The sequence below is a fragment of the Haloprofundus sp. MHR1 genome (assembly GCF_005155585.1).
Taxonomy (GTDB): domain Archaea; phylum Halobacteriota; class Halobacteria; order Halobacteriales; family Haloferacaceae; genus Haloprofundus; species Haloprofundus halophilus.
The window spans coordinates 1,392,963-1,414,620 of record NZ_CP039833.1 but is presented as its reverse complement, the minus strand read 5'-3'; the positions used below and the strand labels follow the sequence as shown (position 1 = coordinate 1,414,620).

Here is a 21,658-nt window from a genome sequence, read left to right as displayed (position 1 = left end):
ATGGCCGAGTTTCCAGACGAACGTCAACTCGTAGTGGAGGTACGCTCCCAGTTGGGACAGTGGACGAACAGCGCTCGGAGGGAGGCGTACACCGAACTGTTCGAGGGCGACGACCCGCTTCTCACCGCCGAAGAGCTCCAGTCGCTCGACGCACTCGATTCCGCGATGGAACGGGCGGGCGGCGACGGTATCTGGGGGACCGACCAGTACGGAATCCACACGGCCGGTACCGGGAGTTCAGACGCCTCGCTCGGCGTCGTCTGCGTCTACCACCCGCAGATAACCGACGACTCCGTCCTCCGGGGGCGCGAGGGTCTCGACGACGAGACGGAGGAGCGGCTCAACGCGGCGCTCTGGACGTACAGTGAACGCGTCGCGGAACTCGTCGGCCGAGAGCTCGACGCGTACGTCGAGCGAAAGGGGAGATAGTGCCGTCTGAGATGGCGTCTGTTCGGGAGAAAGGAAAAGAGAGGCCAGACGGGATTCGGCCCGCCTACCGTCCGACTGCTCGAATACGGACTGCCCGACTGCTCGAACACGGACCGTCCAACTGCTCGAACACGGACCGTCCGACTTTTGCGCACCCCCGACCGACTCCCGTGTATGACCGACTTCGACCCCGAGAAGTTCGAAGAGAAGTACGTCCACTACTTCCCGCAACTGCAGCGCGCGTACAAGAGCGCGTTCGAGACGATGAACGAGAAGTACGACTCGACGCTCATCCACGGCATCGACCAGCAGATTCTCAACGAGTCCGAGCCGGTGTACGAGGACGGTCGCTTCCGAATCCGGTTGCCCGAGAACCCCCACGACCGCCTCACGAGCGTCGTCGTCGACGACGAGAAACTGGACGCGACGCTGGAGCGGTACGTCGAGGAGTTGGAGGCCGAACACCACCGCGTGTTCGGCGTCGAGCGGCCGGAATAGGCGAGCGCCGACGCCGACGTGCGCGGTTTCGACTACCGGGGGTCGTTCCGAACCAAAGGCATAAGACGCCACACCGCCAACCCGCGCACATGAGTACGGAGCCACAGGACGCCGACGACGACCTCAAAGAGCGCGTCACTAACTTCCTGCGCCGCAACTTCCCGCAGATTCAGATGCACGGCGGCAGCGCCGCCATCCAGCATCTCGACCGCGAGAACGGCGAGGTGAGCATCGCTCTCGGTGGGGCGTGTTCCGGGTGCGGTATCTCGCCGATGACCATCCAGGCCATCAAGAGCCGGATGGTCAAAGAGATCCCCGAGATCAACAAGGTCAACGCCGACACCGGTATGGGTGGCGGTGGGATGGGCGGCGACGGCGGCATGAGTCCGTCGTTCCCCGGCGAGACGACCAGCGACGACGACGGCGGCAGCGACGAAGGCCCGCAGGCCCCGTTCTAACTCCGTTTTAGGGGTCGTCTGTCCCGCAGTAGCGTCGGCTTAGCGGCCGGAACATACCCGTGTTTTATTCCCGTTACGGACGGAGAGGGAGGTATGAGCGACGAGTCTCCCGCGAACGTGTTGTTCGTGGTGATGGACACGGTTCGGAAGGACCACCTGACGCCGTACGGTTACGACAAACCCACGACGCCCGGCCTCGAATCGTTCGCCGAGGAGGCGATGGTGTTCGACCAGGCGGTCGCGCCCGCGCCGTGGACGCTTCCCGTCCACGCGTCGATGTTCACCGGGATGTACCCGAGTCGTCACGGTGCCGACCAGGAGACGCCGTACCTCGACAACGCGACGACGCTCGCAGAGACGCTGTCGGCGGCGGGCTACGACACGGCCTGCTACTCCTCGAACGCGTGGATTACGCCGTACACCCACCTCACCGACGGCTTCGACGACCAGAACAACTTCTTCGAGGTGATGCCCGGCGACCTGCTGTCGGGACCGCTGGCGAAGGCGTGGAAGACGCTCAACGACAACGAACGCCTGCGCACGGTCGCCGACAAACTCGTGAGTCTGGGTAACACCGCCCACGAGTATCTCGCCGACGGCGAGGGCGCGGACTCGAAGACGCCCGCCGTCATCGACCAGACGATGGAGTTCATCGAGGAGAGCGACCGGTCGTTCGCCTTCATCAACCTGATGGACGCCCACCTGCCGTACCACCCCCCGAAGGAGTACAGAGAGCGGTTCGCCCCCGGCGTCGATTCGACGGAGGTGTGCCAGAACTCCAAGGAGTACAACTCCGGCGCGCGCGACATCACCGACGGCGAGTGGGAAGACATTCGCGGCCTGTACGACGCCGAAATCGCCCACATCGACGACCAACTCACGCGCCTGTTCGACTGGCTGAAGGAGACCGACCGCTGGGACGACACGATGGTCGTCGTCTGCGCCGACCACGGCGAGCTCCACGGCGAGCACGACCTGTACGGTCACGAGTTCTGCCTGTACGACCCGCTCATCAACGTTCCGCTGATGGTCAAACACCCGGAGCTCGGCACCGGTCGCCGCGACGACCAGGTCGAGTTGGTCGACCTCTATCACACTGTCCTCGACGCCCTCGACGTCGAGGGCGGCACGCCGGCCTCGCCCGGCGAGGACGTGGTCGCGCTCGACAGAACTCGCTCGCTGCTCTCGGCGTCGTACCGCGAGTTCGCCGACGCCGACTCCCCGGACCCCGGCCAGCGGGGGTCGCCCGACGGCGAGTACGCGTTCGTCGAGTACTCCCGCCCTATCGTCGAACTCAAACAACTGGAGGAGAAGGCGAAAGCCGGCGGCGTCACGCTCCCGAAGGACTCCCGCTTCTACTCGCGGATGCGCGCCGTTCGGCGGCCCGACGCGAAGTACGTCCGCATCGACCGCATCCCCAACGAGGCGTACCGCCTCGACGAGGACCCCGGTGAGTTGACGAATCTCGCCGGCAAGGGCGACGAGAGAATCGAGGCCGCGGAGCAGGCGCTCGCCCGCTTCGAGGAGGCCGCCGGCGGCGCGTGGACCGGCGCGGACGACGTGGAAGTGACCGACGACGCGCTGGACGACATGGACGACACGACCCAAGAACGGCTCCGGGACCTCGGCTACATGGAGTAACCGCGTCTCGGCCCCGAGCGTCGGAAGTTACCGCAGCCCTCGACCCGCTTCCCACGCCCGCAACAGCGCCGCGAGCGTCCGGTTCGTCGGCACGTCGAGTCGGTGCCGCTCGGCGCGGGCGACGACCTCGCCCGAGATGGCGTCGACCTCGGTTCGCCGGTCGGCGTCGACGTCTTGGAGCATCGACGACCGGTTCTCGGCGGTCGCGTCGACGACTCTGCCGAGCGCCGCCAGCGCGCGGCGGTTCGGGACCGAGACACCTTCGGCGCGGGCGAGACGCGCTGTCTCGCGGGCGGCGGCGCGTGCCACGTCGGCCGCGTCGCCGTCGGCGAGCGCTCCGTTCTCGACTCGCGCGAGCGCCGTCACCGCGTTGATGCCCGCGTTGACCGCGAGTTTCGTCCAGCGACGCCGCGGCATATCCGTCGCGACGAGCGTCTCGATATCGGCGGCGCGAAACGCCCGCCCGACTCGTTCGGCCAGCGGGTCGGGCCCGCCGTCGAGCGACCCGAGGACGAGTCGGCCGACGCCGGTACACTCGACGTGGCCGGGTTCGCGCAGTCGCGCGCCGTAGGTCGCGGTTCCCGCGAGCACGGGCGCGTCGAGGCGCTTCCGGAGCGTCTCCTCCGTGAGGCCGTTCTGCAGCGAGAGCACGGCGTCGAACTTGCCGGTCGCGAGCGCCGCTGCCGCGTCGGCGGTGTCGAACGCCTTCACGGTCACGAGCGCGAGGTCGGCGGAGAGACCCGTGCCGTCGGTCGTCGCGTGAGGTTCGGTACGTGTCTCGACGGCACCGGAGATACGAAGTCCGGACTCGCGGACGCGACTCGCGTGCGGGTCGCGGGCGACGAGCGTCACGTCGTGAGCGCGCGCGAGCAACCCGCCGACGAGACTGCCGAGGCTCCCCGCACCGAAGACGACGACGTCCATACCACCCCTCTCGAAGCAGTCGATAAAAAGGCGTTCAGTTCGGGGGACGACCGCGGTTCGGCGCGGTTCGGGCACGATTCGGGCGCGATTCGGCGCGGTTCGGTCTTGATTCAGGCGCAGTTCGGTCGTGATTCGGCTGTTGTTCGACTGCGGGTCGTCGCCGAACTCAGTCCTCGGTCCAGTAGTAGAGGTCCTCTTTCGGCGACCCGCAGTTGGGACACTCGTCGGGGAGGCCGTCGTCGATCTCTCCCATCTCGCCGCACTCGGTGCAGCGCCACATGAGGTAGCCCTCGCCGAACTCCTGGCCGACGCGGGCGTGTTCGACGCTCAGCGCCTCCACTCCCTCGCGCATCGTCACGTAGAAGCCGCCCTCGTCGAAGCCGCGGATCGTCCCGAGTTCGTTGCCGTCGCCGTCGTAGACGGCCTCGCCCAGGTCGAGTCGTTCGAGTTCCGATTCGGACACGTCGTCGGGGGTCTCGCCACCATCTCCAACCATATTCGAACGTTCAGCGTCGACGGGGATAAAATTCTGTGACGGTACCAGCGAGAGTCCGCTCGGCGACGGGCCACCCCGCGTTCACTCCGGCGGCGCGTCCCACTCCTCGCCGTCGTCTCGTGGCTCGTAGCCGACCGTCTCGCGGGCGTGGTCGAGGTCGTCGAGCCACCGTCGTTCGTTGCCGCTCACGCCGTAGAAGTGGTCCCACTCGACGGAGTCGTCGCGGAGACAGCAGTCGACCAACTGCGCGAGGTCGCGGCGCGACTGCCACAACCCCTTGAGTCGGGCGACCTGCTCCTCGTAGGCGTCGCTGCCGCGTTCCCACCGGCCGTCCTCGACGCCGCGCTCGGCGTCGCCGTAGGGATGGTCGTACTCGGGTGCGCGGACGGAGCCGATCCGGAGCGCGTAGAACCGGATGCCGTGGGCCTCCGCGGCGAGGCGACCGAGGTCCTCGCCGTAGCTCTTGGTCAGCCCGTAGCGCGAGTCCGGGCGGTGCGGTTCGGTGTGGTCGGTCCTCACCCCTCGGTCGTGGTAAATCTCGGGCGCGTTCCGTACCTCGACCATCCCGACGGCGTGGTTCGAGGAGGCGAAGACGATGCTGTCGAGGTCGGCGTCGACGGCCGCCTCGTAGACGTTGTGGAGCGCTTCGAGGTTGTCGGCGAGCGGTTCCGACCAGCCGAGTTCGCGCGAACCGGGACCGCCCGTCCCCGGGACGAGCGCCAGGTGAACGACCGCGTCTCGGCCCTCGAAGTGGGGTCGGATCGCGTCGTAGTCGCGCACGTCGGCGACGACGCTGTCGTGCGGGCTCTCGTCGTCTCCGGGTTCGACGTCGAGCAGCGTGAACTCGTACTCGTCGCTGTCGCCGAGGTGGTCCGTTATCGCCGTCCCGACGACGCCGTGGCCGCCGGTGATGAGCACGTCCATGCGCTATCACTGACGCGGCCGGTGATAGTCTCTCGGGCGGCGGGGAGCGGGTCCGAGAGGAGTCGAGCAGGGTACCGCGCGCTCAGTCGTCGGTGACGCCGAGTTCGGTGGCGAGGCGAGCCGAGTGCGCCCTCCGTCGCAAAAATCTGTCTTTGCGAACGGAGCGAGCGAAGGCTCGTCAGAGCTTCGCTCTGACGGTGGACCAAAAAGAGACTCACATGAAGTCCGCGATACCGCTCTGCTTGTTCTTGTCATTTTCGAAGACGCTCTCCAGACTCTTCTTGAGCACTTCGAGGCGCTGTTTCGTGTAGTCGCGGCAGCCGAACTCCTCGGCTACCTCGATGGCAGTGTCCATGTACTTGTTCACCGAGCCCTGGTGGACCGTGAGGTTGACGCGCCCGCCGCACTCGCGGCAGTCGCCGGTGAGGGGCATCCGCCGATACTTCTCGCCGCAGTCGAGACAGCGCGTCTTCTGTCGGGAGAAGGCGCGGAGGTTGCCGATGAGGTCCGGCAGGAAGTGGTACTCGATGACCCGCTCGGCGACGTCCGTCTCGTCGACCGCCCGGAGTTTCCGCGCGAGATGTAGCTGCGCGTCCATCTTCTCGGTCATCGAGCCGAGCGTCTTGTACGCCGACAGCGCCGGGCCGAGGTGGATGTTCGACGTGTCGTGGGTGTGGTAGAACTCGGAGTATTCGAGGTCGGTGCCCAGGTTGTCCTCGGCGATGGTGATGAGCTCCTCCACCTCGCCGGGGTCGGCCATCTCGCGGGTCGCCTCGTAGAACTCCCTGGGGTACTGCCGGACGATATCCATGTTGTGCGCCTCGTCGTCGATCTCGGAGGGGTCGATGCGCGAGGACATGACCAACGGTGCGTCCATCTGCCCGCCGCGCTTGTCGGGGAGGAACTCCTTCGAGAAGTTCAGCAGGCCGTCCATGAGGAGCATGACGCAGTCCTCGTCGCCGTCGCAGTTCCGCCGCTTCGCTGCATGAAAGTACGGATGTGCGTACCCCACCGCCGCCGACGTGAATCCGACGACCCGTCCGACGACCGCCGCCGACGTGTGCGGTGCCATCCCGAACACGAGTTCGCCGATGAGGTCGTCGCGCTCGTTCACCTCGTAGAACGCCGGAAGCCCGTAGTAGCTCTCCAGGAGGTCGTCGACGAAGTTCGCCGTCTTCAGCATGTGCTCGGCCGCGCCGTCCGAGAGGACGATGTCCTGCACTCTGAGTTCGAGCAGTTGGTCGTCGTGGCGCAGCGGTTCGCCGTCGATGTCGCGCTCGTAGCCGAGTTCGCGGAAGTGCTCGGCCGTCACGTCCAGTTCTTCGGGCCTGACCGCGGTGACCGGTAAGTCGGTCATGTCGTAGCGGACCGTGCCGTCCTTGAACGCGGTGACGCCGTGTTTCGCGCGGAGAACTCCCTTCTCCATCGCCTCCGGCGTCTTGTGCGCCGAGGTGAGCCCCTTCACGCCTTTCAGAATCTTGTACGAGGCTTTGCGTTCCCCGACGGCGTCCAAGGCCTCGGTGAGTTCGCGACCGATATCGACGTCGTGCCAGTCGGGGCTCTCGACCTCGCGCTCGCAGCGCGGGCACTCGACGCGGCCCGCCTCGTCGGGTTCGACCTCGATCTCGCAGTCGGTACACTCGTAGTACGGTTCGGTGTGGCCGCCGCACGCGGGGCAGTTCGGCTTGTAGGTGTGCTCGCCGCAGGCGGCGCACTCGCGGCGGCCGACGCGCACGCCGACGACACCGCGGCGACCCCGGTCGTCCATCTTCCGGGCCGCCTCGCCGACGTCGCGCTGGCTCCCGCCGGCCTCACCGATGGGGAACAAGGTGTGGACTGCGGGAGAGAGGTCGCGGCTCATGGACTTCTCGGGGCGACCCATTCGGTTGCCGATTCGGGTCGGTGCGCGCTCCTGGACGGTGAACGGCGCGACCTCGTTCACGGCTTTCACCGCGTTGTCGCCGCCGTCCCAGTTCCGGGCTTCGGCCGAGAGCTCCTCGGCGTCCCACGTCTTCCGCAGGCCGTCGTCGACGCCGAGCGTCCGCGCGAGCAGCCGCCACTCCGGAATCCGGAGGGCGTCCTCGGTCTGGGAGTGTTCGACGAGCAGATGTTCGAGCGTTCTCCTCGTGGCCTCGGTGCGCTCGATAACGAGCAGGCCGTCGACGAGTTCGCCGTCGGAGACGGCGTCGGCGAGCGTCTCGAACGCCGAGACGGAGATATCGTGCCAGAGGTAGGTGAACTTCGGGTGCAGCGGGGCGTCGTACTCGGTCGCCCACTCCAGCGCCTGTTCGGCCGTCGGCGATTCGAGGTCGACGCGCGGCGAGTCGCGCAGCGCCTGCACGTCCGCACCGGCGTGGTCGAGGTCCTGTATCCACCACTCGGGCGTGTAGGAGGCGGGCGCGAGCGGGTGGTTGTTCTCGACGAACTCGCCGTAGTTGACGAGATACTCGCCGAGGTCGAGAATCTTCTCGACGCCGTTTCTGAGTTCGAGCGCCTCCTCGGGGTCGTCGATGCGCCGGACGTCGCCGTTGGCGAGGCGCACCGTCGGCCCCTCGATGGAGTCGACGGGGACGACGCCGCCCGCTTTCCCGGGGCGCTCGGTCTTTATCTGGGTCCCCGTGGCGACGAAGTCGTCGACGACGTGCATCGTCGCCGGGTGGACGCCGGCCGTGGCGAACCCGTGGTTTCGCGCGCGGCCGTATCGGAGTCGGAACCCCCCTTCTTCGGACGGGTGACCGAACACGGGGCGGCCCGCGATGAGGTCGCGCAGGAACTTGGTCGCCGGTTCGACGCGCGGCGGACCGTCGGGGTCGGCCGGGTCGGCCTCGGAGTCGTCGTCCCCGTCTTCGGCGGCTTCGTCCTCGGCGTCCGCCGCGTCGTCGCCGTCGGCGGCCTCCTCGTCTTTCGTCTCCGCCTCCCCGTCGTCTTCGCCGATGGTACCGTCGATGAGGTCCTGGAGCCACGGCCAGTCGACTTCGTCGAGTTGGCGGGTGTAGCGCTGAATCTTCGGCGCTTTCAGCGCGATACCCTCGGCCATGACGAGACACATCCCGCCGCGGGCGGAGTTGGTGTCGACGCGGTCGAGGTCCCGGTAGCCGGAGACCTCCTCGTCGCCGGTCGCCTCGCCGTCGAGCATGATGGGCATGTTCCGCGAGATGAAGCGCGTCTCCTTGTCCTTCGGCGAGTACTGCAGGCCGGTCTCCTTGTCGTAGAGGTCGACCTCCTCGACGTAGCGTTCGACCTCGTCGTCGCGGGCCTTGTACTCGTCGAGGCCGATGAGCGTCCGCGTGTAGTCGGCGACGAGCACCGAGAGCGCCTGCGCCGTGCCGCCCGCGGAGCGAATCGGCCCGGCGTAGTAGACGTTGACGAACTCGGTTCCGTCGTCGTTCGAGAGGATTTCGACGCGGTCGATACCCTCGATGGGCGCGGCGACGACGCCCTCGGTGAGGAGGGCGACGGCCGTCCGAACCGCGCCTTCGACCTTTCCGGCGCGGGTGTCGTAGTCGCCGACGCGACCCTCCGCGAAGTCCTCCGCGAGGGCGAGCGCCGCCTCCTCGCGGGACATCTGTTCTTCGAGTTCGCGGACGCGTTCGGCGACGCCCTCGATTTCGAGGATGTTCTCGACGCGGTCGGCCATGTCCTTGGCGACCGGAATCTCGACCTCGGTGCCGGGGTCCATGCCTTGCTCGCGGGCGGCGTCGGCGAGCTCGAAGGCCTCGTCGAGTCGGTTCTCGATGCGCGCGAAGTAGCGCTCGTCGTCCGGTCTCACGTTAGAGCCACAGGTCCAGGTCGGTCACGTCGTCGTGGTCGCGTTCGAGCGACTCGTCGAACGCGCGGAGGTACACCTCGCCGGCGAACACCGTCGCGGCGTTGAGGTGGCCCGCCAGCGCCTGCCCGCTGGGCCGCGAGAGCACGGCGTGGGTGTGCGCGAACGGTTCGCCGTCGAGCAGCGCGACGTTGCCGACGCAGGCGGCGACCTCCAGCGGTTCGTCGAACTGCACGGAGCGGTACTCCATCTCCTCCTGGTCGTAGAACCAGACGTCGGCGTCCTGCACCGCGCCCATCGCGTTGAACCACGCCGAGTCGATTCCCTCGCGCTCGGCGAACTCCTCTATCTCCTCGCGCCAGTCCGCACCGGTTTCGAGTCTCGCCAGAAACTCCCGACTCGCGTTGACCTCCCGGTAGTTCATGGACCACTGGTTGCGGGGGACCATCAAAAAAGTTCAGTGTTCGCGGGGCGACGCCGAGCGAAGCGACGCGCCGAACTCGGGGCGACGCCGAGCGAAGCGACGCGCCGAACTCGGGGCGACGCCGAGCGAGGAGCGACGCCGAGCGAGGAGCGAACACCGTAGAGAGGCGGACGAACGGGAACGACTCCGTATCGGAACGTACGAGAGTGGAGCGTTCGGGAGACGGAGTGATATTTACAGATAGATAATAGCATGTTTTTTCAACCACCTCGACAAGTTTCCGCCAGACACATGCCATCAAAACCCCGGTTCGAGCGACGTGAGTTCCTGAAAACGACCGGCGCGCTACTCGGCGGCGCAGCCCTGTCGACGGGCGTCGCCGCCGCGGAGACAGAGACGCTGACCATCCTCTCGTACAACGACGTCCAGAACGCGGCGGCGGAGGACACGACGCTGCCGCGGCTGGCGACGCTCGTCGAGCAGCGGCGAGCGGCGGCCGACGGGCCGGTCGTCGTCCTCGGCGCGGGCGACCAGATCGGTCCGCACGCGCTGACGCCGGTGTCGGAGTGGCGCGCGCCCGTCGACGCGCTCGCCGTCGTCGACCCGGACGCGGACACCGTCGGCAACCACGAGTTCGACTACGGCGTCGACGGGTTCACCGAGGCCGCCGAGGCCTCCTCGTTCCCGTGGGTCGCCACGAACCTCGTCTACGAGGGCACCGAGGAACCGATAGCGGGCGCCGAGCGGTACGTCGTCGTCGAGCGCGACGGCGTCCGCGTCGGCGTCCTCGGCACCATCTATCAGGGGCTCGACGGCTCGGTCAGCGACGACCTCGGCGCGGAAGGGCTGACCGTCCTCGACCCCGTCGAGACCGTCTCGGAGTACGAGACGAGGCTCCGCGAGGAGGAGGACGTCGACGTCGTCGTCGTCCTCAACCACATCGGCGTCAGGTCCGCCGAGGAACTCGCCGAGGCGACCGACGTGGACGTCGTACTCGCGGGTCACGACGAACAGGCGTACGAGCCGAGCGTCGTCTCCGGCACGGTCGTCAGCGAGGCCGAGGCGAACGCGAACTACCTCAGCGAGATCCGTCTCACGGTCGAGGAGGACGGCGTCACCGCCGCAGAGGGCGAACTGCTCGAAACTGCGGAAGTCCCGAAGAACGAGCGAGTGTCGGAGATCATCAACGAGTACCGCGCGGAGGTCAACCTCGACGAGGTGATCGCCACCACCGAGACGGAACTCGACGCGAGCGCGAACCTGAACTACCACGAGGAGACGGCGATAGGGAACCTCGTCACCGACGCGATGCGGGAGAAAGCCGACGCAGACGTCGCCATCACGAACGCCGGGGGTATCCGTTCGAACGCCTCGTACGGACCGGGCGAACTCACCGGCGGCGACGTGTTCAACGTGCTCCCGTTCGACAACACGCTCACGACGCTCGAACTCACGGGCGCGGACCTCGTCGAGACGCTCGCCAGCCAGGTCGTGACGCTGGAGAGCGAGACCGGACAGCAGTACGGCGCGGAGGTCAGCCAGCAGGTCAGCGGCGTCCGCTTCGAGTGGATCGGCCACGAGGGGAGCGAACTCGTCCGCGACGTGTACGTCGGCGGCAAACCGCTCGACCTCGAGGAGACGTACGCGGTCGCCGTCAACTCCTACATGGCCGGCGGCGGCAGCGGCTTCCCGCTCGAAGACAAGCCGGTGCTCGACGACACGGGCGAACTGCTCGCCACGACGACAATCGAGTATCTGGAGGAGCGGGGCACCGTCGCGCCGACCGTCGAGGGGCGGATGCAGCGCGTCGACTCGACGTTCGGAAACGAGCCCGAGATTACGGTCGACGGTCGCGGCCGAACCGTCGTCCGCCTCGACAAACCCGACGAGTTCGACGCGCTCGGCGACGACGTCGAACTGTGGACGAAGACGGGCGAGACCGTCGAGCCCGAGGCGGCCGTCGACGGCGACGACGAACTGGTCGTCCGCTTCGACGACGCGGCCGTGGTGGAAGCGGCCGACGGCGAGGGGGAGGGCGAGGTCCCGCTCGACCTCTACGTCGACTACGACACCGAGGAGTACGAGCGCGTCTACTTCGACGCCTCGCGGGCGAACGCCGACGTCACCGCGACGGTGAGCGAACGCGGCCGCGGCGACGGACGCGGTCGCAGCGACGGACGCGGACGCGGACGCGGTCGTCAGCGCAGCGCCCCGGCGCGGTAACCGCGCGCAGACGCCGTTTTTCGGCGGAGCTACGACGGATGTTTGGAGAGTTCGGGGACCCGAACCGAGAGCGGGACGCTCGGCTCACACGGCGGGAGTTACGCAAAAAAAGCGGTCGCGGTCGGCGTCGAGACGTTCAGCACCACTCGGCAAGTACCGGGGCGTCGGCCGCTCGCATCGAAAGCCACGCGTCGTCTCGCGTAATATCCGCGATGATAAGCTCCGAGCTGCGAGGAGAAGATGAATCCACCGAGGCCATGACCTCGGCGTCCGGGACATCGACGGCTGCCGTCGCTTCCGGTGTCATGTATGAGATGTTATCGCATGGGATAATAAACACACCGAAACGACAGGCCGGTTGTCCCGTTCCACGGGCGTACTGTTTACGGAGCCGTGTGCCGCCGAGACCGCCTGAGAACACCGATTACTGGAAATTAGTCGGTGGGCCCTAGAATGGAAAACGAGTTTACAGGAAGCGAAACGGTATTAACGGGGGTCTGACGGGCCGACCGGGAGCGACCACCACACCTTCGCAGAGTACAAGGTGTGCGAGGGAGTACGCCACGCTATGCAAGTCGCCGACGCTATGACGCCCCGCGAGGAGGTCGTGACGGTCGAACTCCCAGGCACGCGGGACGACGTACTCGAGTATCTCCAAGAGCGCGGTTTCTCCTCCGTTCCGGTCGTCAAGCAGACCGACGACGGCGAGGAGTACCGCGGTCTCGTCTCCCGCGACGACCTCATCGAACACCCCGACGAGGACCAGCTCGCCATCCTGATGCGGGAGGTCCCGACGACGACGCCGGACACCGACCTGACCGACGCCGCGCGACTGATGCTCCGCGAGGGCGCACGCCGCGTCCCCGTCGTCGAGGTCGACGGCGCGACGACGCTCGTCGGCATCGTCACCGTCACCGACGTGATTCGCGCCATCGCCCGCGGTGACGTCGACGGCGAGACCGAGGTCGGCGAACTCGCCGCGACGGACATCAACACGGCGTACCAAGGGACGCCGCTGACGGTCGCCGAGCGCGAAATCTACTACGCGAACGTCCCGTACGCCGTCGTCCTCGACGACGAGGGGAGCATGTCCGGCATCCTCACCGAGGTCGACATCATCGAAGTCGCCCGCGTCGTCGAAGGCGAGGACGAGACCGGCGACTCCGTCGCCAACCAGGACGACGAGTGGATGTGGGAGGGCATCAAAGCCGTCGGCAACCGCTACATTCCGACCCGAAACGTCGAGATTCCGACAGAGCCCGTCTCCGAGTTCATGACGAGCGACGTCGTCACCCTGCCGCGCCGGAAGACGGCGAAGAAAGCCGCCCAGCAGATGATTACGAACGACATCGAACAGATTCCGATGGTGAGCGGCGACGAACTCGTCGGCGTCGTCCGCGACGTGAACCTCCTGGAGGCGCTTTGAGATGCCCGACACGGAAGCCATCACGGAGCTCTCGAAACGCCGCGGGTTCTTCTTTCTCTCCAGCGCCGCGTACGGCGGCGTCGCCGGCTTCTACACGTTCGGCCCGCAGGGCGCGGCGCTGAAGGCGAACGTCGAGTCGGCGTGGCGCGACCGCTTCACCGTCAAGGAGGGCAACCGCGAGATCGAAGCGCCGACCATCATGCCCGAGCCCGTATTCGAGGCGTCGGGGCATCTCGACGGCTTCAACGACATGCTCGTCGAGTGCGCGTCCTGCGGCGAGAGCCACCGCGCCGACCACCTCGTCGAGGACGCCACCGGCATCGAGGACGCCGAGGCGCTCCCGAACTCGGAGGTCGCCGACCTCATCGCCGAGCACGACATCCACTGTCCGAACTGCGGCGAACCGCTGGCGGGCCAACCCGTCGAGAACTTCAACCTGATGTTCAAGACGGACATCGGTCCCGGCGGCGACCAGCCCGGCTACCTCCGCCCGGAGACCGCACAGGGTATCTTCGTCGAGTTCCCGCGGCTGAAGGAGTACGCGCGCAACCAACTGCCGTTCGGCGTCACGCAGATCGGCCGCGCGTACCGCAACGAGATCAGCCCCCGGAAGGGTCTCGTCCGGGTTCGGGAGTTCACGCAAGCGGAGTTGGAGCAGTTCATCGACCCCGAGGAGGACGAACCGAACCTCGACGCCGTCGCCGACGTGGAGGTCCGTCTCTACCCCGCGACCGAACAGGAGAAAGACGACGGTGACTACCTGGAGACGACCATCGGCGACGCCGTCGACGCGGGCATCATCGCCAACGACTGGGTGGCCTACTACCTCGGCATCTCCCAGGAGTGGTACGAGCGCATCGGCGTCGACATGGACCGCTTCCGCTTCCGCCAGCACCTCTCGGGCGAGCGCGCCCACTACGCCAGCGACTGCTGGGACGCCGAGTCCGAACTCGGCGGCGACTGGGTCGAGATCGCCGGTTTCGCCTACCGCGGCGACTACGACCTCTCGAAGCACGACGAGTACGGCGACGACGACTTCACCCTCTTCAAGCAGTACGACGAGCCGAAGACGGTCGAGCGCGCGGTCGTCGACCCCGACATGAGCACGCTCGGTCCGGAGTTCGGCGGCGCGGCCGCCGACATCGCCGACGCGCTGCGGGACCTCGCGGCGCGCGACCCCGACGCCTTCGACGGCGACGAGGTGACCGTCGAGGCCGACGGCGAGGAGTACACCGTCTCGACCGAGGTCGCCGACTTCCGCGTCGAAGAACAGACCGAGTCCGGCGAGCACATCACCCCGCACGTGGTCGAACCGTCGTTCGGCGTCGGCCGGACGGTGTACACGGTGCTCGAACACGCCTACCGCGAGGACGAGGTGGCGGGCGAGGAGCGCACCTACCTCGCGCTCGAACCCGAGGTCGCGCCGACGTACGTCGGTATCTTCCCGCTGGTCGGTAACGACGAGCGCCTGACGGAGTTGGCTCGGGAACTCGTCCGCGACGTGCGCGAGGCGGGCCTCTCGGCTGAGTACGACGACTCGGGCAACATCGGTCGTCGCTACCGCCGCAAGGACGAGATCGGCACGCCGTTCTGCGTCACCGTGGACCGCGACGGCGTCGAAGGCGACGGCGAGACGACGGTGACGGTGCGCGAACGCGACACGACCGCCCAGATTCGCCTGCCGGTCGACGCGCTCGTCGACGAGCTGACGGCGATGCGGTCGGGTCGCCGGACGTTCGACGAGTTGCTGGACGCGTACGAGCGCGTCGACGCCGACACCGCGGAGGCGTGAGCGAACTCGCGCGCCGGGGCGTCCACGCGAGCGGCACCGCCGTCCCGGGGCTCTACCTGGTCGGGGCGCTCACGTGGCAGGAGTTGGGTTACGTCCTGCTCGGCCTCTCGGCGCTCGTCTCGGTGCTCGAACTCGTCCGCCTCGGCGTGGGTCTCGACTGGTGGGTGTACCGAAACCTGACACGCGAGTACGAACAGGAGAACGTCGCGGGCTACGCGCTGTACATGTACAGCATGACCGCCGTCGCCTGGCTGTTCCCGTGGTTCGTCGCGGTGCCGGGGATGTTGATGCTCACGGTCGGCGACCCGATAAGCGGGATTCTCGGGAGCAACGAGGCCGGGCGTGCGAAGGAACTCGGCGTGCTCGGCGTCATGTTCCTCGTCTGCTTCGCGCTGGCGGTGCCCTTCACCACCGGGCCGGCGGGGGTTTCCCGAGCGGTCGGCGTCGCGGCGGCGGCGGCGGGTGCGGCGGGGGCGACGTTCGCCGACGGCGTCAAACCCGTCGTCGCGGGCTACGTCGTCGACGACAACCTCTCGATTCCGCCGACGGCCTGCGTCGGAATCGCGGCGGTGCTGGTGGCGGTCTGAGTCCCCACCGGGCGGCGGTCGGGGCCGGCGTTCGAGGGGAGCGACGACGGTAGAATCTTGGTGCCCGCGTCCAACTCTTCACGGTATGACCGTCTACGAGAGCGACCTTCCGGGCGTCGGCAAGAAGTTCGAGGTGGAGCTGAACGACGAGAGTCAGCTCGTCATCGTCATCCACAACACCGGTAAACGCGAGCTGTTTCTCCGTGAGTCCCCGGATGCGGACTCCGACAAGCTGTTCGAGCTCTCCGACCGCTTGGCCCGACAGGTCGGCACCATCATGGAAGGGGCGTACTTCCAGCCGATTCGCACCGAGACCATCGACACGGTGCTGTCGGACGAGACGCTCATCGAGTGGGTGAAACTCACGGCCGACTCGCCGCTCACCGGCAAGACGCTCGCGGAGTCGCAGGTCCGCCAGCGAATCGGCGTCTCCGTCGTCGCCGTCCAGCGAGGCGACGAGACCATCTCGAACCCCGGCGCGGAGTTCGCGGTCGAGGAGGGCGACACCCTCGTCGTCATCGGGGGGAAGGACGCCTGTCGGGAGTTCCAGGAGTACGCGACTGCCGGGTCGCCGGACGACGAATGAGCCGCGAACTACGAGGTAAACGGCCCGAGCAGGAAGCGGCGGCTCTCGGCGGAGGTGGCGGCTAGATGGCGGCGATGGAACTGTGGCAGGTCGGCGGGCTGTTCGTCGGCATCGCGGTGGCGGGCGCAGTAGCCACCCGCGTCGGCCTCTCGGTGATTCCGCTGTACGTCGTCGTCGGGATGCTCGTCGGCCCGAACGTGCTCGGGCGGTACGCCCCCGAGTTCGCCATCCCGAGCGGCGACATCGTGACGATACTCGCCGAGATCGGCATCGTCCTCCTCCTGTTTTTCCTCGGACTGGAGTTCAGCCTCGACCGCCTCATGGAGGCGAGGCGACGAATCACCGGTGCGGGACTGCTGGACCTCGCCATCAACTTCCCCGTCGGCGTCGGCCTCGGTCTGCTGTTCGGGTGGAACCTACTCGAATCGGTGCTTCTGGGCGGCGTCGTCTACATCTCCTCCAGCGCCGTCATCACGAAGTCGCTCATCGACCTCGGCTGGATCGCCAACCGCGAGAGCGAGCCGATGTTGGGGACGCTCGTGTTCGAGGACCTGTTCATCGCCGTCTACCTCGCCGTCGTCGCCGCGCTCGTCGGCGGCAGCGGCGGCCTCGAAACGGCCGCCGTCGACGTCGCCGTCGCCGTCGCGTTCCTCGGTGTCCTCCTCGCGGGCGTCTGGTTCGGCGGGCCGCTGTTCGAGCGCGTCTTCGACGCGGATTCGAGCGAGCTGTTCGTGCTCCGCGTGCTGGCGATGGCGGTGTTCGTCGCCGGCGTCGCGCTCGCAATCGGCGTGAGCGAAGCCGTGGCGGCGTTCTTCGTCGGGATGGGCTTCTCCAGCACCGACCACGTCGAGCGCATCGAACGGCTGTTGACGCCGGTCCGCGACATCTTCGCGGCCGTCTTCTTCTTCTACATCGGCCTCGGCACCGACCCGCTGCTCGTGGCGACGACGGTCGGACTGCTCGCCGTCGCCGTCGTCGCGACGACGCCGACGAAAGTCGTCTCGGGCTTCTACAGCGGCCGCATCTACGGCCTCGACGACCGGCGTTCGCTCCGCGTCGGGCTCGGGATGGTGACGCGCGGGGAGTTCTCGCTCATCATCGCCACCGTCGCCGCGACGGGGAGCGGGCCGGTGATGACGCAGGTGATTCCGGCGTTCGCCGTCGGCTACGTGCTGGTGATGAGCATCCTCGGAACGGTGCTGATGCAGTACTCGGGAGTGCTCGAGGGGGTACTGGCGCGTCGTCGGTCGGAGGCGGCGGGCTAAAAAACGAAGCGGAGGCGGAGCGCTACGACAGTAGTTCCGCCAGCAACCCGTTCTGGGCGTGGAGACGGTTTTCGGCCTGCTGCCAGACGAGCGAGCGCTCCGACTCCAGCACCTCGTCGGTGACTTCTTCGCCGCGGTGGGCCGGCAGACAGTGCATCACCTTCGCGTCGGTGTCCGCGAGCAGGGTAGCGCCGAGTTGGAACCCGTCGAACGCCGCCAGTTTCTCCTCGCGCTGGTCTTCCTGTCCCATGCTCACCCACACGTCCGTGTAGACGACGTCCGCGTCGGCGACGGCGGCTTCGGGGTCGGTCGTCGTCTCCGGTTCGCCGCCGAGTTCGGCCGCGCGCGAGAGCACCGAGTCGTCGATGCCGTAGCCCGCCGGCGTCGCCACCGTGAGGTCGACGCCCGCGAGCGCACAGCCGAGCACGAACGACTGCGCGACGTTGTTGCCGTCGCCGACCCAGGCGACGTCGACGTCGAAGCCGCCGAACGTCTCGCGGATGGTCAGCAGGTCCGCGAGCGTCTGGCAGGGGTGGGCGTCGTCGGTGAGGCCGTTGACGACCGGAACGGTGGCGTACTCCGCCAGCTCCTCGAGGTCCGCGTGGTCGAACAGCCGCGCCATGATGACGTCGACGTAGCCCGACAGCGCGCGGGCGGTGTCCTTGACGGGTTCGCCGTGGCCGAGGTGGACGTCGTCGGGACCGAGGAAGATGGCGTGGCCGCCGAGCTTCGTCATCCCCGTCTCGAACGACACCCTCGTTCTCGTGCTCGGCTTCTCGAACAGCATCGCCAGCGTCGCCTGCGGGAACTGCACGTCGTCGTCTCCCGCTTTGAGCGCCGCCGCCCGGTCGAGGACGGTCTCGACCTCCGCCGCCGAGAGGTCGTCGATGTCGAGGACGTTCGCCGTCTCCAGTTCGCTCGCGGCGGCCATCACGCGTCGCCTCCGAGTCTCTCGGCGACGGCCGTGAGAACCGACACCGAGTTGTCGAACTCCGAGAGCGAGAGGTGCTCGTTCGGGGCGTGGTCGAGGTCCGAGTCGCCGGGGCCGTAGGTGACCATCGGGCAGTTCCAGACGCCCGCGTAGAGGTTCATGTCGCTCGTCCCGGTCTTCCGGAGCAGACGGGGGTCGCCGCCGGCCTGTCGGATAGCGACGCGGAACGCCCGCGCCACGTCGGTGCGGGGGCTCTCCATCACGGGCGGGATGGGCTCCTGCCAGTGGACGCTCCCGTCGGTGAGCTCCCCCTCCGCGACTTCGCGCACGTCCTCGATGGTGAGCCTCGGGGGCACGCGGAACTGGACGTCGACGGTCGCCTCGACGGCGAAGCCGTCCGCCGTGGGGCCGCCGTCGAAGGCGATGGGTTTCGTCGTCACCGTGTCGAAGACGCCCTCCGAGTCCTCGGCCGCGAAGAACTCCGCGACCCGCGACCACCAGTCGACGGCCGACTGGATGGCGTTGTTCTCCGGGCGCGAGGAGTGGCCGAGTTCGCTCGTGGCGACGTACGTCCCCGCGAGGAAGCCGCGGTAGCCGAGGGTGATGCCGTCCCAGCCGCTGGGTTCGCCGTTGACGACGGCGTCGGGTTCCTCGCGCGTCTCGGCGAGGTGGCGCGCGCCGCGGGAGTCGGTCTCCTCGCAGACGACGCCGACGAAGCTCACGCCGGTCTCGACCGCTGCGACGGCCATCGCCGCCAGCGGTCCCGTCGCGTCGACGCTGCCGCGGCCCCACAGTTGGGGGCCGTCCTCGTCCCCGTCGCCCTCGCGTATCTCCACGGGCACCTCGCCGGGGACGGTGTCGACGTGCGACGTGAGGAGTACCGAGTCGTCGGCGGGCGCGCGGACGTTACCCACCTCGTCGACCCAGACTTCGCGGTCGTGCGCCTCGAAGAAGTCGACGAGCACCGCGGCCGCGTCGGCCTCGTCGCCCGAGACCGAGGGCGTCGAGACGAGGTCGTACAGCAGTCGCTTGCCCTCGGTGTCGAGCGCGTCGTGATACGCTCCGTCGCTCTCGGCGGCGCTGACGGTGTTCATCCGAGCACCTCCGCGAAGGCCTCGACGAAGCGGTCGGCGTGTTCCTGTTCGGCGACGAGCGGCGGCAGCAGGCGGACGACCGACCGGCCCGCGGGCAGCGCGAGTATCTGCTCGGAGAGCGCGAGGTCGCGAAGAATGCGGTTCGCGCCGCGTTTGACCTCGATACCGAGCAGCAGGCCCTGCCCGCGCACGTCGCGGACGGGCAGGTCGTGCTCCTCGGTCGCCGCTTCGAGCGACTCGGCGAGGTACGCGCCCACGTCGCCGGCGTGCGTCGGGAGGTCCTCCTCGACGACCACGTCGAGCGTGGCGTTGGCGGCGGCGCAGACGACCGGGCCGCCAGAGAACGTCGACCCGTGGTCGCCGCACGCCTCGGCTATCCAGTCGGCACAGAGCGTCGCCCCGAGCGGGAGGCCCGAGGCGATGCCTTTCGCCGTGGTGAGGACGTCGGGCGTGACGCCCGCGGCCTCGCAGGCCCACAGCGACCCGGTGCGACCGACGCCGGTCTGAATCTCGTCGAAGACGAGCGCCGACCCCGCGTCCTCGGTTATCTCGCGGGCCGACCGCAGGTACTCCGTGTCGGCGGGGTGGACGCCGCCCTCGCCCTGGACGGGTTCGAGGAAGACAGCGGCCGTCTCGTCGTCGACCGCTTCGGCCAGTTCCTCGGCGTCGCCGTAGGAGACGAACTCAACGCCGCCGGCGAGCGGTTCGAACGGCTTCTTGTACTTCTGCTTCCACGTCATCGCCAGCGCGCCGAGAGTGCGGCCGTGGAAGCCGCGCTTCGTGGCGACGATTTTCGAGCGCCCGGTCGCGCTGCGAGCGAACTTCATCGCCGCCTCGTTGGCTTCGGTACCGGAGTTGCAGAGCCAGACGTTCGAGATATCGCCGGGCGCGAGCGTCGCCAACTTGTCGTACAGTTCGGTGCGCGCGGCGACGGGGTACGACCCTTGGACGTAGAGCAACTCGCCGGCCTGTTTCTGGACCGCGTCGACGACGTTCGGGTGGCAGTGCCCCGTCGCGGCGACGGCGTAGCTCGCGCCGAAATCGAGGTACTCGGTGCCGTCGGCGGCGTACAGCGACATCCCCTCGCCCGATTCGATCCGGATGGGCTTCTCCGAGAAGACGAAGCCGCTCACGCGGAGTCACCTCCGAGCGCCGAGGCGTCGACAGAGTCGGCGGTGGTTTCGGGTGCGTCCTCGCCGAGTGCGCCGGGCGTGATGCGCGTTCCCGCGCCGTTGAGCGCCGCGACGATGGGGTCGTTGACGTTCGCGTCGGAAACGACAACGGCCGATGCGCCGCCGGTCAGCGCCTCCTTCGCCGCCATCACTTTCTTCGTCATGAACCCCTCGGCCGCCGAGTCGAGCGCCGCGAACTCCTCGGGCGTCTTCGCCGAGTCGATGCGCGTCGTCTCGTCGTCGGGGTCCTCGTACACGCCCGAAACGTCGGTCAGGACGACGAGTTCCGCACCGAGCGCGCCAGCGACAGCGGCCGCGGCGCGGTCGGCGTCGGCGTTGACGGGCGTGACGGAGCCATCCTTCTCCTTGCCGAGCATCGGCACCGTGACGACCGGCGTGTAACCGTCCGCGAGCAGCGTCTCCAGCAGTTGGGAGTTGACCGATTCGATTTTGCCGGAGTGGTCGCCGCGTTTGATCTTCTTTTTCCCGCCCTCGACGACGCGGACGGCGGATTTGCGCTTGCCCGTCAGGAGGCCGCCGTCGACGCCCGAGAGGCCGACCGCGTCGACGCCCGCGTCGCGGAGCGTCGCCGTCAGGTCGGTGTTGAGCTTACCGGGCATCACCATCGAGAACACCTCCATCGCGCGCTCGTCGGTGAAGCGGCCGACGACGCCCGACGGCGTCTCGACGTACGTCGGCTCCTCGCCGAGTTCTTCGAGCGTGTCGTCGACGGCCGTCGACCCGCCGTGGACGACGACGACGTCTCTCCCGTTTGCGACGAGGTGCGCCACGTCGCTCACCGTGCCCGCGGGGTCGACGGCTTTCGCGCCGCCGACTTTGACGACGACCGGCGGCTGTCGGTTTGCGGAGCCACCGTCGGTTCGGGTCGACGTGCCACCGTCGGTGTACAGTTGGTCGTCGTCTGTGCCGCAGTCGTTGTCGACGAGTTGCTCGTGGGCCGCGAGCAGTTCGTCGCGCGTGTAGGTGCTCTGTGTCATCGGCGTGTCTCTCGTAGTTCTGTT

General features: G+C 67.9%; 20 protein-coding genes. 10 read left to right on the top strand and 10 right to left on the bottom strand.

Annotation, left to right across the window (positions count from 1 at the left end):
* The 4 genes from FCF25_RS07025 to FCF25_RS07010 all read left to right on the top strand — a co-directional run bounded on the left by FCF25_RS07025 (position 1) and on the right by FCF25_RS07010 (position 3,026).
* Positions 1–429 (top strand): hypothetical protein, encoded by a 429-nt coding sequence (locus FCF25_RS07025; protein ID WP_137047914.1) that lies wholly within the window; start codon positions 1–3, stop codon positions 427–429.
* 174 nt (positions 430–603) lie between these two features.
* Positions 604–927 (top strand): DUF5783 family protein, encoded by a 324-nt coding sequence (locus FCF25_RS07020; RefSeq protein ID WP_137047912.1) that lies wholly within the window; start codon positions 604–606, stop codon positions 925–927.
* An 89-nt stretch (positions 928–1,016) separates the two neighbouring features.
* Positions 1,017–1,385, top strand: a complete 369-nt coding sequence (locus FCF25_RS07015) for a NifU family protein (RefSeq protein ID WP_117593687.1) — start codon at positions 1,017–1,019, stop codon at positions 1,383–1,385.
* A 93-nt stretch (positions 1,386–1,478) separates the two neighbouring features.
* On the top strand, positions 1,479–3,026 hold the full coding sequence (locus FCF25_RS07010; protein ID WP_137047910.1) for a sulfatase: 1,548 nt from the start codon (positions 1,479–1,481) through the stop codon (positions 3,024–3,026).
* Positions 3,027–3,053: 27 nt separating this feature from the next.
* Here FCF25_RS07010 and FCF25_RS07005 read toward each other — a convergent pair whose 3' ends face one another.
* The 5 genes from FCF25_RS07005 to FCF25_RS06985 form a co-directional block, all read right to left on the bottom strand.
* A complete protein-coding gene (locus tag FCF25_RS07005; RefSeq protein ID WP_137047908.1) occupies positions 3,054–3,950 on the bottom strand; it encodes a ketopantoate reductase family protein in 897 nt (298 codons plus the stop codon).
* A gap of 166 nt (positions 3,951–4,116) precedes the next feature.
* Positions 4,117–4,446, bottom strand: a complete 330-nt coding sequence (locus FCF25_RS07000; protein WP_117593693.1) for a rubredoxin-like domain-containing protein — start codon at positions 4,444–4,446, stop codon at positions 4,117–4,119.
* An 81-nt stretch (positions 4,447–4,527) separates the two neighbouring features.
* The gene (locus FCF25_RS06995; protein ID WP_137047906.1) at positions 4,528–5,370 is read right to left on the bottom strand and encodes an NAD(P)-dependent oxidoreductase; all 843 of its coding nucleotides are present in this window, start codon (positions 5,368–5,370) and stop codon (positions 4,528–4,530) included.
* A 214-nt stretch (positions 5,371–5,584) separates the two neighbouring features.
* Complete coding sequence (locus tag FCF25_RS06990; protein ID WP_137047904.1) at positions 5,585–9,139, bottom strand: DNA polymerase II large subunit; 3,555 nt, start codon at positions 9,137–9,139, stop codon at positions 5,585–5,587.
* Position 9,140: 1 nt separating this feature from the next.
* The gene (locus tag FCF25_RS06985) at positions 9,141–9,560 is read right to left on the bottom strand and encodes a PPC domain-containing DNA-binding protein (protein ID WP_117593703.1); all 420 of its coding nucleotides are present in this window, start codon (positions 9,558–9,560) and stop codon (positions 9,141–9,143) included.
* Between the two features lie 291 nt (positions 9,561–9,851).
* On the opposite strand from FCF25_RS06985, the gene FCF25_RS06980 reads away from it, so the two are divergent.
* On the top strand, positions 9,852–11,783 hold the full coding sequence (locus FCF25_RS06980; RefSeq protein WP_137047902.1) for a bifunctional UDP-sugar hydrolase/5'-nucleotidase: 1,932 nt from the start codon (positions 9,852–9,854) through the stop codon (positions 11,781–11,783).
* Between the two features lie 136 nt (positions 11,784–11,919).
* Here the strand turns inward: FCF25_RS06980 and FCF25_RS15540 are convergent, their stop codons facing one another.
* Positions 11,920–12,090 carry a hypothetical protein gene (locus FCF25_RS15540; protein WP_168191215.1) on the bottom strand — a complete coding sequence of 57 codons (171 nt, stop codon included), beginning with the start codon at positions 12,088–12,090 and terminating at the stop codon, positions 11,920–11,922.
* A gap of 261 nt (positions 12,091–12,351) precedes the next feature.
* Here FCF25_RS15540 and FCF25_RS06975 point away from each other — a divergent pair, with 261 nt between their 5' ends.
* From FCF25_RS06975 to FCF25_RS06955, 5 genes are all read left to right on the top strand, one after another.
* Positions 12,352–13,209, top strand: coding sequence for a CBS domain-containing protein (locus FCF25_RS06975; protein WP_117593707.1), 858 nt, complete (start codon positions 12,352–12,354; stop codon positions 13,207–13,209).
* Between the two features lies 1 nt (position 13,210).
* Positions 13,211–15,001 (top strand): glycine--tRNA ligase, encoded by a 1,791-nt coding sequence (glyS, locus tag FCF25_RS06970; protein ID WP_137047900.1) that lies wholly within the window; start codon positions 13,211–13,213, stop codon positions 14,999–15,001.
* Positions 14,998–15,588 carry a dolichol kinase gene (locus FCF25_RS06965; protein ID WP_117593711.1) on the top strand — a complete coding sequence of 197 codons (591 nt, stop codon included), beginning with the start codon at positions 14,998–15,000 and terminating at the stop codon, positions 15,586–15,588. Before glyS ends, FCF25_RS06965 begins: the two co-directional genes overlap by 4 nt.
* 85 nt (positions 15,589–15,673) lie before the next feature.
* Positions 15,674–16,174 (top strand): cation:proton antiporter regulatory subunit, encoded by a 501-nt coding sequence (locus FCF25_RS06960; RefSeq protein WP_117593713.1) that lies wholly within the window; start codon positions 15,674–15,676, stop codon positions 16,172–16,174.
* A 65-nt stretch (positions 16,175–16,239) separates the two neighbouring features.
* Entirely contained in the window at positions 16,240–17,439 is a 1,200-nt protein-coding gene (locus FCF25_RS06955; RefSeq protein WP_137047899.1) for a cation:proton antiporter, read from the top strand.
* Between the two features lie 22 nt (positions 17,440–17,461).
* On the opposite strand, the gene argF is transcribed toward FCF25_RS06955, so the two are convergent.
* The 4 genes from argF to FCF25_RS06935 are packed head-to-tail and all read right to left on the bottom strand — an operon-like array spanning position 17,462 to position 21,634.
* On the bottom strand, positions 17,462–18,370 hold the full coding sequence (gene argF, locus FCF25_RS06950; protein WP_137047897.1) for an ornithine carbamoyltransferase: 909 nt from the start codon (positions 18,368–18,370) through the stop codon (positions 17,462–17,464).
* Positions 18,370–19,464: a [LysW]-lysine hydrolase gene (locus FCF25_RS06945; RefSeq protein ID WP_137047895.1), complete on the bottom strand. Its 1,095-nt coding sequence runs from the start codon at positions 19,462–19,464 to the stop codon at positions 18,370–18,372. Before FCF25_RS06945 ends, argF begins: the two co-directional genes overlap by 1 nt.
* The gene (locus tag FCF25_RS06940; RefSeq protein WP_137047894.1) at positions 19,461–20,597 is read right to left on the bottom strand and encodes an aspartate aminotransferase family protein; all 1,137 of its coding nucleotides are present in this window, start codon (positions 20,595–20,597) and stop codon (positions 19,461–19,463) included. Before FCF25_RS06940 ends, FCF25_RS06945 begins: the two co-directional genes overlap by 4 nt.
* Positions 20,594–21,634, bottom strand: coding sequence for an acetylglutamate/acetylaminoadipate kinase (locus FCF25_RS06935; protein ID WP_137047892.1), 1,041 nt, complete (start codon positions 21,632–21,634; stop codon positions 20,594–20,596). The genes FCF25_RS06940 and FCF25_RS06935 overlap by 4 nt, the downstream gene beginning before the upstream one ends.
* Positions 21,635–21,658: the final 24 nt, after the last annotated feature.

What these genes read in the sequence shown, in the direction of transcription:
- FCF25_RS06975 (WP_117593707.1), top strand. Translation starts at nt 12,352, where the DNA reads ATGCAAGTCGCCGACGCTATGACGCCCCGCGAGGAGGTCGTGACGGTC.
- FCF25_RS06980 (WP_137047902.1), top strand. Translation starts at nt 9,852, where the DNA reads ATGCCATCAAAACCCCGGTTCGAGCGACGTGAGTTCCTGAAAACGACC.
- FCF25_RS06945 (WP_137047895.1), bottom strand. Translation starts at nt 19,464, where the DNA reads ATGAACACCGTCAGCGCCGCCGAGAGCGACGGAGCGTATCACGACGCG.
- FCF25_RS06960 (WP_117593713.1), top strand. Translation starts at nt 15,674, where the DNA reads ATGACCGTCTACGAGAGCGACCTTCCGGGCGTCGGCAAGAAGTTCGAG.
- glyS (WP_137047900.1), top strand. Translation starts at nt 13,211, where the DNA reads ATGCCCGACACGGAAGCCATCACGGAGCTCTCGAAACGCCGCGGGTTC.
- FCF25_RS07015 (WP_117593687.1), top strand. Translation starts at nt 1,017, where the DNA reads ATGAGTACGGAGCCACAGGACGCCGACGACGACCTCAAAGAGCGCGTC.
- FCF25_RS06955 (WP_137047899.1), top strand. Translation starts at nt 16,240, where the DNA reads ATGGCGGCGATGGAACTGTGGCAGGTCGGCGGGCTGTTCGTCGGCATC.
- FCF25_RS07010 (WP_137047910.1), top strand. Translation starts at nt 1,479, where the DNA reads ATGAGCGACGAGTCTCCCGCGAACGTGTTGTTCGTGGTGATGGACACG.
- FCF25_RS07020 (WP_137047912.1), top strand. Translation starts at nt 604, where the DNA reads ATGACCGACTTCGACCCCGAGAAGTTCGAAGAGAAGTACGTCCACTAC.
- FCF25_RS07005 (WP_137047908.1), bottom strand. Translation starts at nt 3,950, where the DNA reads ATGGACGTCGTCGTCTTCGGTGCGGGGAGCCTCGGCAGTCTCGTCGGC.
- FCF25_RS06935 (WP_137047892.1), bottom strand. Translation starts at nt 21,634, where the DNA reads ATGACACAGAGCACCTACACGCGCGACGAACTGCTCGCGGCCCACGAG.
- FCF25_RS06985 (WP_117593703.1), bottom strand. Translation starts at nt 9,560, where the DNA reads ATGAACTACCGGGAGGTCAACGCGAGTCGGGAGTTTCTGGCGAGACTC.
- argF (WP_137047897.1), bottom strand. Translation starts at nt 18,370, where the DNA reads ATGGCCGCCGCGAGCGAACTGGAGACGGCGAACGTCCTCGACATCGAC.
- FCF25_RS07000 (WP_117593693.1), bottom strand. Translation starts at nt 4,446, where the DNA reads ATGGTTGGAGATGGTGGCGAGACCCCCGACGACGTGTCCGAATCGGAA.
- FCF25_RS15540 (WP_168191215.1), bottom strand. Translation starts at nt 12,090, where the DNA reads ATGACACCGGAAGCGACGGCAGCCGTCGATGTCCCGGACGCCGAGGTC.
- FCF25_RS07025 (WP_137047914.1), top strand. Translation starts at nt 1, where the DNA reads ATGGCCGAGTTTCCAGACGAACGTCAACTCGTAGTGGAGGTACGCTCC.
- FCF25_RS06995 (WP_137047906.1), bottom strand. Translation starts at nt 5,370, where the DNA reads ATGGACGTGCTCATCACCGGCGGCCACGGCGTCGTCGGGACGGCGATA.